This window comes from Halanaerobium congolense, from assembly GCF_004366375.1.
Taxonomy (GTDB): Bacteria; Bacillota; Halanaerobiia; order Halanaerobiales; family Halanaerobiaceae; genus Halanaerobium; species Halanaerobium congolense.
In genome coordinates this window covers 33,532-46,773 of sequence record NZ_SOEF01000004.1, presented here as the reverse complement: position 1 = coordinate 46,773, position 13,242 = coordinate 33,532, and the positions used below count along the sequence as shown (strand labels likewise).

General features: G+C 32.8%; 7 protein-coding genes and 1 riboswitch. All 7 genes read right to left on the bottom strand.

Annotated elements, in window-relative coordinates; genetic code table 11:
* Positions 1-73 precede the first annotated feature (73 nt).
* On the bottom strand, positions 74-772 hold the full coding sequence (locus tag C7954_RS02450; protein WP_073157303.1) for an anaerobic ribonucleoside-triphosphate reductase activating protein: 699 nt from the start codon (positions 770-772) through the stop codon (positions 74-76).
* Complete coding sequence (locus C7954_RS02445) at positions 773-5,113, bottom strand: ribonucleoside triphosphate reductase (protein WP_089719842.1); 4,341 nt, start codon at positions 5,111-5,113, stop codon at positions 773-775.
* Positions 5,114-5,374: 261 nt separating this feature from the next.
* A riboswitch (cobalamin riboswitch) is annotated at positions 5,375-5,573 on the bottom strand.
* Between the two features lie 171 nt (positions 5,574-5,744).
* Entirely contained in the window at positions 5,745-6,551 is an 807-nt protein-coding gene (locus C7954_RS02440) for a metal ABC transporter permease (protein WP_073157300.1), read from the bottom strand.
* Entirely contained in the window at positions 6,544-7,317 is a 774-nt protein-coding gene (locus C7954_RS02435) for a metal ABC transporter ATP-binding protein (RefSeq protein ID WP_073157297.1), read from the bottom strand. Before C7954_RS02435 ends, C7954_RS02440 begins: the two co-directional genes overlap by 8 nt.
* Entirely contained in the window at positions 7,317-8,243 is a 927-nt protein-coding gene (locus C7954_RS02430; protein WP_134058607.1) for a metal ABC transporter solute-binding protein, Zn/Mn family, read from the bottom strand. Before C7954_RS02430 ends, C7954_RS02435 begins: the two co-directional genes overlap by 1 nt.
* 35 nt (positions 8,244-8,278) lie before the next feature.
* The gene (locus tag C7954_RS02425) at positions 8,279-12,028 is read right to left on the bottom strand and encodes a DUF445 family protein (protein ID WP_134058604.1); all 3,750 of its coding nucleotides are present in this window, start codon (positions 12,026-12,028) and stop codon (positions 8,279-8,281) included.
* On the bottom strand, positions 12,019-13,071 hold the full coding sequence (gene corA, locus C7954_RS02420; RefSeq protein WP_089655373.1) for a magnesium/cobalt transporter CorA: 1,053 nt from the start codon (positions 13,069-13,071) through the stop codon (positions 12,019-12,021). Before corA ends, C7954_RS02425 begins: the two co-directional genes overlap by 10 nt.
* Positions 13,072-13,242 lie beyond the last annotated feature (171 nt).

Here is a 13,242-nt window from a genome sequence, read left to right as displayed (position 1 = left end):
AGATATAAATTTGCTGACTCCTTTTCTTCATTGAAAATAGACAGCTGCCGGCAGCACTGCCAGCTTTAAAATATTAATTTCTAATATGAACATTTTTAAGATATTTATCTGCAGTTACTTTAAACTCCTGCAGTTCTGATGGTGCAAAAGAACGCTGCTTTCTCAATTCTGGAGCTAAAGTATTAACCGGCCTAAAATTTTGAATAAAATAGTTTTCTGCATTTTCAATTTGCTGAGCAATTTTTTTTATTTCTTCTCTGTCATGCAGACCGGGCACTACTGTGGTTCTAAATTCATAATCTAAATCAGAATTTATAATTAACTCAACAGATCTTTTTATTTCCGAAAGCAGTCCAGGTGGGGCCAGCTGCTGATAGCTAGACCAGCTAAATTTTATGTCAACTGCCAGATAATCAATTAAATCTGACTCAATTAGTTCTTTTAACTTTTTGAAATTGGCTGCATTAGTATCCAGTTTAAGCAGCAGCTGATGTTCTTTTTTTATTTTCAGCATAAATTCTTTTAGATCCGACTGCAGCAGCGGCTCTCCCCCGGTAATTGTTACTCCATCCAGCAGAGCTTTCCGCTGTTTAAGAAAGTTGAAAAAATATTCTTCCGGCATCAACTCCTGCTCAGCTGAAATTTTCATCGGGATCAGCTGACTGTTATGGCAGTAAGGACAGTGAAAATTACAGCCCTGAGTAAAGACCACGGCAGAAATCTGATCCGGAAAATCGATAACTGAAGTTTTCTGTAATCCGGCCAGCTGCATCTATTCCACATCACTTTCTGAATTATTTTTTTCGCTAAAAGCAAAATTTGCCTCAACTGTTTCTGGTTCAGCCTCTGTTTCTGCCTCACATTTAGGACAGTACTCATGCTCTCCCGGCAGATATCCGTGAACCGGACAGATACTAAAGGATGGTGTTAAAGTATAATAGGGGAGCTTAAAGTTTTCAGCAATTCGTCTGACCAGCTTTTTAGTAGCTTTAATGGAATCAATTTTTTCTCCCAGAAATCCATGGAGGACCGTATTATGAATAAAAACCATTGTTCTATTTCCAGCTAAATAATTATGGTTTTTTTCTGTTGTTAAATCATAAAATTCATTATCTTCTATTTCAATTTTACTAGTTTTCTTAACCCTAACAACTGGCAGCTGTCTTCTTTTTCTTAAAGATAACTTATCTTTAATAAAATCTGCATCATTTGTAATCGTTAACTTATTTTTTATTTTAGTTGCCTGCTGTGCTGGAATTCGTATTCTAAATCCATCTACTTCATTTTTTCTTTTACTGGGTTTATCTTCTTTAGAAACCATGATACCTGCAGTGGACAATATTTCAACAATATCATCAGCTAACTCTTCAGAAACAGTATAATACTCTATATCTCCATGTTTCTTATTTATATGCCCATCACTATCAATTAAACCTGATAACAAAGAATAAACATTATTCTTTGTTATATTAGCTTTTACTTGCTCTGGAATATTAACTTCATAACATTTTTCGCCGCTAAAAAAACAATACTTTAAAAAATACTCATTAACTGAATACATAGTTGTAGCTAGTTCATATAATTTTTCACTTCTTTTGTCATTTTTTATTATATTAATATCTGTATTAAATTTATTATTAATTACTTTTTTAGCTTTTTCTAAATTACTCAAGTGTTCATCATTAAATCTCAATTTATATTTTTTTAGATGATTACCACCACGATTGTCTTCATATTCACTAATTGAGCCATTTCCAATAAAATATCCAAAAAGCCACATTAAATCATTGTCCAGCAACGATTCTTTTTCGGGGTATAAATTTTCACTATTTTGAAGTATATAATCTCCAATATTTAGTTCATCAGCTCTTTTTTCTACAACTTTAAATTTAAACATTGTTTTATATTTTTTTCTGTATTCAGGATTATACCTTGTATGGGTTGAAAACGACTTTGTCCCCTTAACCTTTTCTCCACAAATTGGACATTTATCCTTAACTGATATTTTCTCTAATACAAAAAATGGATGCCAGTCACTTGTAGTTATATCAAGACCTTTTTCAGCAGTAACTCTTATCTTATTATTTTTACTGACATCTATTGACATAGCATCTGTAATTAAATCCCACTCAGATCTATCTTCTTTTGCATTATAACTTAAAGCCTTAATTGGTTTTAAATTTTCATAATCTCTCACAATTTTTTCAATTTTAATTGCACCTTTATTTGTTAAAACTTTATTACCTTTTTCAATGCAGCCCCCAGTATAAAGTGACTGAAGTTCATCCTGCAGCTCTAAAGCTGTAAAAATATCATCAGTTAATCCTACCGGTAATTGAGTTGAGTTGGTATAATAGGGATCTGCATCTTCCTTAATTACCCGCTCCTGATTGGCAGCAATAATCTGATCTCCAAACTTTTCTCGATCCAAGCGGGCAAAACGATAGGCTGTTCCTTCAGCTGGAGTTGCCTCAAGATTATACATATTATCTGTTTCTTCCTGATACTGCTGCAGACGCTCTCTCATCTTTTCCATTACTTCTTCAGAAAACTTCTGTCCGGCTGGAGTTGAAATATCTTTACCCATGAAATTGAGCAGAGCTTCATTCATTCCATTGAGCCCAATTGTGTTAAAGTGATTTTTCCAGTACTGATCAAAGCGTTTTTTTATATCTCTTAAATAAAACTTTGCGTAGGGGTATAGGCCCTGCTCAGTTAGAGTTTCTAAAACTCTGCGCTTAACTTCCAGGCTTTCTTTTGCCTGATCCATCAGATAATAGACTCTTTCCATAAACTCTTCTTTAGTCTGAGCCTGATAACCGATGCGGGGCATGTTTAAAGTTGCTACACCTATCGAACCAGTTAGAGGATTAGCCCCAAATAAGCCACCTCCTCTTTTGCGGAGCTCTTTGTTATCCAACCTCAATCTGCAGCATTGATGAGTTATTATTCCATTTGGCAACTCATAAAGATGTCGGTTGGTATCTACAGTAAAGTTATATACTGTATCTGTTTTTGTACCTATTTGTCTTAAATTTTTAATTTTAACTAAATCAAAATTACTATTATCCAATTTAAAGGTATTATAATCATCTTTGAATTTTAGTTCATAGCTTGTAAAGATTTCTTTGTCAGACTTATCTTGTTTAAAATATCTGGTGTTTTTATTGTTTTCTCTATATTTTAATCTTTTTCCAACAGTATTAGCAAGAGTAATTAAATCTTCAGCAAGTTTTTTATTAGTTGTGTGGAAAAGAATATTATTATTTTTATTACCATCTGTTTCATAAAGCCCATCAACAATTCCTGTTCTAAACTCTAATGAGCTATTCCAGACAAAGTTATTTAATCTTTTTGTAGTCGCTTTTTTCCCTCTAATGTAGTCTTTAACAAACCCAACAGCCTGTTTTCCATAAACATTAATTTTATAAATGCTGTCTGAATCAATTTTTTCTATTTTAACCTTACAGGCTATTTCATTAAAATAATTTTTTATTTCATCAACAATATCTTTTCTATTGATATTTATAGCAAAACAAATTTCCCCTTTACTATGATTATTTATCCAACCTTCTCCCAGATAGTAACCCAAAATCTTACCAGATTGATAATTTCCTATAAAACTTTGACTATAAGCTTTTCTTGACAGTAAGAATTCATCTCCAACTAAAAGATTCTGACTTTCAACTTCTTTAAACTCGCCATTTCTAACAACTGCACATTTGTGTTCATATGAAAAACTCTGCTTATACCCATTTTCTAATTCTATATTTATATAAGTAGAATAATTTTCATATGGTACTTCAAACATATCAATAATATCAACAAATTTCCCATCCATTAACATTTTATAATCCGGTTTTTTGTTTTTTGGAGCTTCAATCCAATTATTTACAAGATGTCTTATTTCATTCTTTGCTATATTACCGTTTTGATTTTTATAAATAACTTCCTGTGCACCAAGTATTGCCATACTTCTTGCATCTTCGGGATCCATATCTGAATTGATAAAATTAGAAAAATATGGTATCCCAAATTTAGCTGTCATTTCCCAGACCGGATCCAATTTTTTATTTTCCCACTCAAAGTCCTCAGTTATATTATAAGTAGGAATTGGAAAGGAAAACATTCTGCCCTTAGCATCACCCTCCATCATTAGTTCAGCAAAAGCTCGATTAAGCATCTCCATTTCCTGTTGAAATTCACCATAACACTTTTCCTGATACTGACCACCAATTATAACCGCCTGATCTTTTAAATAATTGGGCACCTCAAGGTCCATGGTGATATTTGTAAAAGGGGTCTGAAAACCAACTCTGGTTGGTACATTCATATTAAATAAAAATTCCTGCATCGCCTGTTTAACTTCTTTGTAGTTGAGACCATCATAGGCGATAAAGGGGGCCAGATAAGTATCAAAGTTAGAAAAAGCCTGGGCACCAGCGCTCTCCCCCTGGAGTGTATAGAAAAAATTTACAATTTGCCCAAGAGCTGTCTTTAAGTGTTTTGGTGGTAAGCTTTCAATTTTGGTAGTCACCCCTCTAAAACCGGTCCTCAAAAGCTCCTCTAAATCCCAGCCACAGCAGTAAACACTCAAATTGCCCAGATCATGAATATGTAAATCACCACTGCTGTGCAGATCTGCAGTCTCCTCAGGATAAATTTCCTGCAGCCAATACTGACCCGTCACCTCTGAGGCGATATAATTATTTAAGCCCTGAAGTGAATAACTCATATTAGAATTTTCATTTACCTTCCAGTCACTGCGGTCTAAATAATCGTCCATAATATCAACCGCATCAGCAAAAAGCTTTTTGCTGTCTCTAAGTTTACTGTGCTGTTCCCGGTAGAGAATATAGGCCTTTGCGATTTCGGCATAACCTTTTTCGATCAAAACTTTTTCCACCAGATCCTGGATCTGTTCTACCTCTACTGTGCCACCATTTTTAAAAAAAATCTTTAAATAAGACAATACCTCAGCTGTTATCTCAGCAGCAATTTTAGGATCAGCCTGCTTTACTGCGGAAACTGCCATTGCCACAGCATTTTCAATCTTTTCTGATTTAAATTCTACCTTTTTTCCATCTCGCTTTATTACATAATCTAAATTCATAATTCCTCCTTTTCGAACTTATGTTTGAGCAATATTTAAATATTTTTCAGTTTTATTAAACATTCCCTCTTAATTCTAATTTTTTTAAAAAACTGATGTAAATAAACAAAATCCTCTCCGCACAGGCCGCACGAAAAGGATTGATAATTAAAGTTAGTTGTCAGAATTTTATTTAAAATTAGCTCATTACGCTTAAACCAGAATAAGCTGTAGTTTATTAAATAAAATCTGCTCAACACCCCCTCATGACCCGTGAGTTTATGGTGTTTATAAATAAAGGCAGGTCTTCCGGCTCGGTTCAGTTAATAATCAGCCTTCCCAGTTTCCCAGTGACAATTTTGATTATCTTTAAACCTTACGGCGGCGGGACCGCAGAGGTTTTTCACCTCTTTCCCATTTTAATTCAGCCAGTTATTTTCGCTATTAACACCAAAATAGTGACTAAAACCCTTATTTAAAACTATTCAATTTTTAATTAACTATTTTTATCTTAATACATTTATAGACAAATCACAAATATTTCAATTAGAATCTACAGACAAATTTAAAGCTAAGCGCTAATTAAAGATAATTTTTCTTTAAAATACTCACTTTTTGTTTTCTGATAATTGATAGAATTAAATTTAAGTATTTAATCATTTCGACCTTTAACAGCTACAGAACCAAAATAGAAAATTGCCGCTGTAATAATAATCACTGCACCAGATGGAAGATCATAATAATAAGAAAAAGTTAAACCACTAAATGAAAAAACAAGACCCAAAATAACGGCAAGACCCATGATTTTCTTTAAATCGTCTGTATATAGTCGAGCTGCCGCTGGTGGTGCTGTTAAAAGTGCAATTACCAAAACAATTCCTACAACTCTGATTAAAATTACTATTGCAATAGCAATCATAATAAAAAGAAAATTTTCTAAAAGATTAGATTTAACTCCCAATACTTGCAAAAATTCTTCATCAAATAAATAAGCTTTCCAATAATTAAAAAGACTGCTGATTGCAGTTATCATAAAAATAGTTAAAGCTGCCATCAGCCAAACATCTACTCTCCGGACAGTTAAAATATCACCAAATAAATAAGATGAGATATCCGGTGGATAACCAGGAGTAAAGCCAATAAATAATACACCTAAAGACATTCCAAGAGACCAAAACATACCAATTAAAGTATCAGAACCGGTGCCAATTTTGCGGCGAATAGAAGCAATTGCCAAAGAAGCAGCAACTGCAAAAGCAAAAGCTCCATAAATGGGCTCGATATTCAAAAGATAGCCAAGTCCAATACCTCCAAAAGAGGTATGAGCTATACCTCCACTTAACATCACTAGTTTTTTTTCAACAATTATTGTCCCAATCAAACCACAGGCAATGCTGGCCAAAACTGCAGCAAAAAAAGCATTCTGCATAAATTGATAATTCAAAATTGCATCAATCATCATTTTCCCCCTCTCCATGAGGTTCAAATACATGATGAGGATGGCCATGTGCGATTAGATCAACAGGACAGCCAAAAACCTGTTCAGTTGTATGCTGATCCAGCTGTTTATCCCCGTGATGATAAAGTTTTTCATTTAAACAGGCTAAACTATCAAAATAAGAAGAAACAGCTGCCATATCATGGGTTACAACTATGATAGTTTTTTCTTTATTTAACTCTTTCAATAACTGATAAATTTGCGAAGTAGAACTAGCATCAACATTTGCAGTAGGCTCATCTAAAAGTAAAATCTCAGGCTCTACAGTCAGACCTCTGGCAATTAAAACTCTCTGCAGCTGACCCCCAGATAGCTTTCCAATCTGACGATCTTTAAGCTGCAGCAGATTCAGCTGTTCCAATACCGCTTCTGCTTTTTCTATATCTTCTTTTTTATACTGATGAAAAAATCTAACTCTTCCTCCAAGCCGAGCCATCAATACTACATCGAGCACACTAATTGGAAAGTTTCGATCAAAGTTTGAAATTTGAGGCACATAACCAATCTTATCCACTGCCTGATCTAAAGGATGACCAAATATTTTAATGTCTCCTGTTGTAGGTTCAATCAGCCCCAGTATGACCTTTAATAGAGTAGTTTTACCACCACCGTTAGGGCCAATAACCCCTAAAAAAGAACCTTCTGCAACCTGGAGACTGATATTTTTCAAGGCATCCAAATTACCATATTTAACTGAAACATCTTTCAGTTCTACTGCATAACTCACTAATTATCATCTCTTTCCTTAAGTTCAGCTTCCATTTTAACAGCCATTATTTTTAAATTTTCAAGATAATTTTTAGCTAATGGATTGAGCTGGATAGTTTTTCCACCCAATTCTTCAGCAACAGCTCTTGTTTTTGTACTATCAATTTCTGCCTGATAAAAAACATTGTTTATTCCTTCTGCCTTAGCAAATTCAATAATTTCCTGCAGATGTCTGGGACCGGGCTCTTTCCCCTCAGCTTCTATTGCTATCATTTCCAGGCCATAATGCTCTATAAAATATCCAAACGCTGGATGATAAACCAGTATTTTCTCACCCTCATAAGGAGCTAAGATTTCCTTGTTTTCTTGATCTACTGCCGCCAGCTTTTCTAAATAAACTTCGGCATTTTTATTAAATTCTGCTTCATACTGAGGCAGAATCTCAATTAATTCATCTCTAATTATTTTTACCATATAACTAACCCTTGCTGGTGAAAGCCAAATATGGGGATCTCTCCCCCCATGACCATGTTCATCAGCCTCAACTTCCTGATGTTCCTCTTCAGCTTCAGCATCCCCTCCTCCAAAATAACGATGAGGATATTTAGACTCAATTCTTTCAAATAATTTTACTACTTCTAAATCTGACTGGTCTTCCGCTCTTGGTAAAATATTCTGCATATCGGCTGGGACTCCTATCGAAAAATAAATGCTTGCCTCATTAAAGGCTCTCATTTCAGCAGGAGATGGTGCATAATTAGATGGGCTGAAGCCTTTTGGTATCATTTCAACAACTTCTACCCTTGCCCCCGCTACTGCCTCCACCATTTCCAGCTGGGGCATTATAGTTACTGCCACAGTTGTTTTGGCAGCCTTACCAGAAAAAGGTATAGTTAATATTAAAATTAATAAAACAAATGCAATTATTTTTCCTTTTAAATTCATATTATATCACCCTATTAATTTAAATTGATGTATATTTAAATCACTGTTCTTAAAAGCAGCTGCAGCACACCAAAAACACCACCAAACCAGCCGTACTGTTTTAGATGATTGAAATATTCTCCGGCAAAACTATCAAAAATATTCTCTATTTCTGCTGGATTCATTTTCCGTATTTCTTTGGCAGTCAACTCTTTTAATTCAAGACTTGAAAGTAAAGCTTCGGAATTGGTTTTGAAACTATCAATTCCTGCTTCAATAACTAAAGTCAATAAATATCTTAAACTGTCTCTGTTCATTTCAATTTTTAAAGTCTCAGTCACTTTTGAAATCTCAGCTTCAAGTTGACTTAGCAAAGATCTCCTTAATTTTTGATCATCTAATAACGAGCTGCTATTTTCTTTAAATTTTGCTAAGAATTCAGCATCAAAATATCCGGCATCTAATAATTTAAGCCCGCCAAATATCTTCTTTAACTCTTGATTTAAAAGACCAAAGTCAAGCTGTCTTATTAACTGACCAAGTTCCTTTTTTATATTATCTGTAGAAATTAATTTTTTGAACTGAATTAAAATCTCTAACTTCTGTTCAAGATTTAAATGCTCATTTATAAAAAACTCAACTAATTCAGATTCAATGCTTAAATTCAAGGAAAAAAGCTTTTTGTTTTCTGACTTAAAAGTTAAATCAATTAAATCAGTCAGAAGATCTTCATTTAAATATAAAGCTTCTGTTAAAAGTTCAGATCCCGCTTCTGTATTTAAGAATCTTTTCAGTATCTGATTAGTCTTCAAACTATCTTTAGTCATTAGTTCTTTATTTTCAATCTTATTTATAAATGAGAAATATATACTTTCTAATTTACTTCTATTTTCTATAAAATATTCATCTTCCAGCTGCTTAAACACTCTTGCCACAACAGAATCTATAAATTCATCTAAATCAGCCATGTAGAGTGCGCCAGAAATTAAGGTGTTTTTAAGCAGACCACCTTTTTTCTCTTTTTCTTTTTCTATAATTTCATCTTTCTTAAAATTAATCAAACGAGCCGTTTTTTCCTGCTGCTCCAAAAATAGAGATCGACCCTGATCCAAATAATGATCAGCTTCTTCTTTTGCAATGTTAATTAGATATTGTTTTAAATCAAAATCAATTTCTCTTTCAAATAAATACGGGACTAAAAATTTTACTATGGGATAAAGTTCTTTGTTCTGCATAAAATTTTTCAGCTCTTTTGAACTAAATTCTAAATTATATTCACCAGCAGCTGCTTCAATTATTTTTTCCGTCTTAAAATTGGAACTAAGTCTGGACTCTAAATTTAAGAAATCATTATCTTCTTTTAAATATTTAGTAAACTCAAAAGCAAAATCAAAGTCTCCAGCTTTCTCTTTAAATAATAAATTTAATTCCTGATTAAAAGCTGCTGCTGCACTTTCAAAGCTCTGCTGATCTAATTCAGAAATTATACTTTTTAAACTGTTCAAAATTGTCTCAGCTAAAATTTGATTATTCTCTGTAATAAGATCAAAAAATTGCTGATAGTCATTTTCTTCAAAAAATTCTACAGTCCGAGCACTAATTTGTGAATGATTTTGTTCTATAATTTCTGCTGCAGAATTAGCTTTTAGCAGCTCCTTTTCTACAAATCTACCCATAGAATTAGCAAAACGACTTCTATTCTTTGCTACTATTCCTGGAGTGAAAGGCAATTTGAAACCAGCTAATTTTTTCTGCTGATAAGGATGAAAGATCATCCAGATTGCTAAAACATTAGTTAACCAACCCACCCCACCGTATAATACAGCTGAACTTAAATAGTCAACCCAAACCGGGGAAGCGTTAAAGATCGCAGTTTCTGCACCACTGGCAGCAAAAATCAACCCAGCAGCAGCACCCAGCAAAGCTCCTAGATAAGTAATTGGTTTTAATTCTTTACCCATAAAATCTTCTATCGCAGCCTGAACTTCCTGATCTGAAAGTTTATGTAAATTTGTTGATGCTGCTTCAGCAATTTTGCCTTCTAATAGTTCAGGTAAATTATTATAAAAGAAAGTCGATATTGATTCAGTTAAATCTGCAACAGCTTCTGGATTGTCTCTAAAAACCCTATAAAAAGAAGATATTTCCTCTGCTGACAATGTGGTTTTTAAATTACTAAAGGACCTTTGAATTAAATTTTTAAATTTAGCTTTAGAATTATTAACTTTACTATTTAAAATAGCAAAGAAATTTTGATTCAAATAAGCAGCAGTTTGTGCCTGAATTACATTCTCTTCCTGCATGAATTTATAAAAATTAGCTGCAGCAATCTCCTTTTTATTATTAACTGCTGTCTCTGTAATTAAATCCTTCAATCTAAAGTTAAATACATAATCAACCATAATATCTATTGATTCTGATTCCTCGCTTAATTTTTTTATCAGGGAGAACAACAAATCCATAATTTTATTTGAAAAATAGTCCTGAGCAAAAAAATCTTCAGAAAAAAGTTCTATTAATCTTTTATCTTTATTTTGCTGATAAAAATCCCAGATTAAAGTTTCTAAATTATTAGTAAGCTCTTCTATCTCAATTTTACTTACTAGTTTATTTATCTTTATTTTTTTTATTTTGCTAAAAAAGAACTCTGTTATCTTTTGCTTATCAGCATTTAGATTGTCTCTAAGATAGTCTATTAGATAAGTTGTTGGCAAAGCATATTCGTCTATATTTTCTTGATATTTACTATAAATACCCTGACGACTCATTGCTTTAAAACCAGCACTGGCTTCGATCTCAGCTTCTACAGCCTCAAAGATTAAGCTATTTAACTCGTTTTCTTCTTCAGTTAAGAAGTTTAATAGTTCTGAATCTCCAGCAGAGATAATTTTTTCTACTTCAGCCTTTAATTCTGCCTCGAGATCTTCAGTTAAAAAATCTGCTAAGATAAAATCAGAATTGTTAAGTTCAATTTTAATGTTTACCAACATCTCTTTTAATATCTTCCTGATTTTTGCTTTATCTTTCGCCTTTTCAATCTCAGTTTTACTTTTTAAAAGGTCATTAATTCTAATCTTTTTAATCTCATTTATTATATCTTTACTAAAATCTTCTAAATTCAAAAGTTCTTTAGTTTTTTCTTTAAAATCATTTTTTTCAAGCTGGTTAAGTTTTTGATAGTTGTTCTTAAAATTTTCATTTAGCTTCTTAATGGTATTTTTAAGCTGCTTTCTGCTTTCAACATTTAAGAGCTCTTTTAACTCTTTATTCTGCAGCTGCTGATAAAATTCAATGACTAGCTTTTCTACCACAGCCTCAGATTCTAGCTTTTTCAGAATTCTGCTGTAAATTTCAGCAGTAATTTTCTTCTGATCAGAGTCAGCAATAAGTTTATTTAATTCAACGTCTTTTAGTTGTTCACTACTGACACCTAAAAGCTCCACTATTGCTTCAGCTGCACCCTCTGTTAGTATTTCAAGGTTATCTTCCCAGGCAGGTATATCAGAAATTAAAGTTTTAGAACTATGATTTTCTAAATGGTTATTTATAAAGTCATCTACAGTTCTACTAAATTCTTTTTTGAAATTCGGATGAGAAAATTCTTCTTTTAAAGTATGATGATTAATCAAATCTCTTTCAACTAAAGCAGAAATGCTGTCAATAAACTCATCTTTAGTCTTGATTACCACTCCCCCAAGTGGACCGTACTCTTTAAAAATCATCTTTAAGGCCAGATTATTTGTTAAATAGCCAGTTATCGCCCCTGTCCCTGCTGCCGAAATAATTGCTAATAAATCTAAAGCCATTTTTTGCTCCTAAAATAAATCAGCTGTACAACAGCAATCAACAGCATTAAGAACATAACAGCAGGATAAGCAATTTTATAGTCCAGTTCTGGCATATATTTGAAATTCATTCCATAAACTCCGGCAATAAAAGTAAGGGGAATAAAAATAGTAGAAATTACAGTTAAAAACTGCATTACTTCATTCATTTTGTTGCTCTTATTTGAAAGATAAATTTCCAGCATACTGGAAAGCATATCGCGACCCACATCAATTTCATCCATTAATTGTCCTACATGATCATAAACATCACGCAAATAATAATCTGTTTCTTTTGATAAAAGCGGTGATTCAACCCGATATAAATTACCAAAGATCGTATTTAAAGGCCAGATAGTTTTGCGCAAAAAAACTATTTCCTGTTTTAAATCCTGAATGTTTTCTAAAGTATCCGGGCCAGTTTTAGCTGCAACAACCAGATCATCAAGTTCCTCCAGCACTTCTTCGTTTCTTTCTAAAATATGAAAATAATTGTCTACAATTGCATCTAAGAGAGCATAAAATAAATAATCTGCACCCTTTTTTCTAATTTGACCTTTATTTTCTTCAATCCTAACTCTAACTTGATTAAAATCATCTCCATGTGCTTCTTGGAAAGTTATAACTGCATTTTCTAATAAGATTAAACTCACCTGTTCTGACTGTATGTACTCTCCTTGATAACTAAGCATATCTAAAATTGTAATTATATAATTATCAAACTCTTCTTTTTTAGGACGTTGTCTGGTATTTGTAATGTCTTCTAGTGTAAGTGGATGCAGCTGAATTAACTTACCAACTTCCTTTACCAGCTCAACATCATGAATGCCGGTAATATTAATCCAGTTAACATAATTCTCTTCTTCAATCAGCTCAAGTGAAAATTCTTCGATCATTTCCCGCTTAATATCATCCTCATTAAATCTTATCAGTTCAATTTCTGCATCAATTTCTTTCTCTATACCATGTAAAGTTCCGGGTGTATGACCGATCTCACTTGATTTTATTCGAGAAAATTTTCTCATGTTCTACCTCCTTTATTATTTTATCCACATTAATCTTTATAAAATCTACTAGAATGGCTTTTATTTACATATTATCGATCATTGTAAGTGATAATCATTTTTAATATCCACAATTTGTGGATAACATGTTGGTAACTATGCTGATTAATCCACATCTTTTGTTAATTAAAT

What these genes read in the sequence shown, in the direction of transcription:
- C7954_RS02425 (WP_134058604.1), bottom strand. Translation starts at nt 12,028, where the DNA reads ATGGCTTTAGATTTATTAGCAATTATTTCGGCAGCAGGGACAGGGGCG.
- C7954_RS02430 (WP_134058607.1), bottom strand. Translation starts at nt 8,243, where the DNA reads ATGAATTTAAAAGGAAAAATAATTGCATTTGTTTTATTAATTTTAATA.
- C7954_RS02450 (WP_073157303.1), bottom strand. Translation starts at nt 772, where the DNA reads ATGCAGCTGGCCGGATTACAGAAAACTTCAGTTATCGATTTTCCGGAT.
- C7954_RS02445 (WP_089719842.1), bottom strand. Translation starts at nt 5,113, where the DNA reads ATGAATTTAGATTATGTAATAAAGCGAGATGGAAAAAAGGTAGAATTT.
- corA (WP_089655373.1), bottom strand. Translation starts at nt 13,071, where the DNA reads ATGAGAAAATTTTCTCGAATAAAATCAAGTGAGATCGGTCATACACCC.
- C7954_RS02440 (WP_073157300.1), bottom strand. Translation starts at nt 6,551, where the DNA reads ATGATTGATGCAATTTTGAATTATCAATTTATGCAGAATGCTTTTTTT.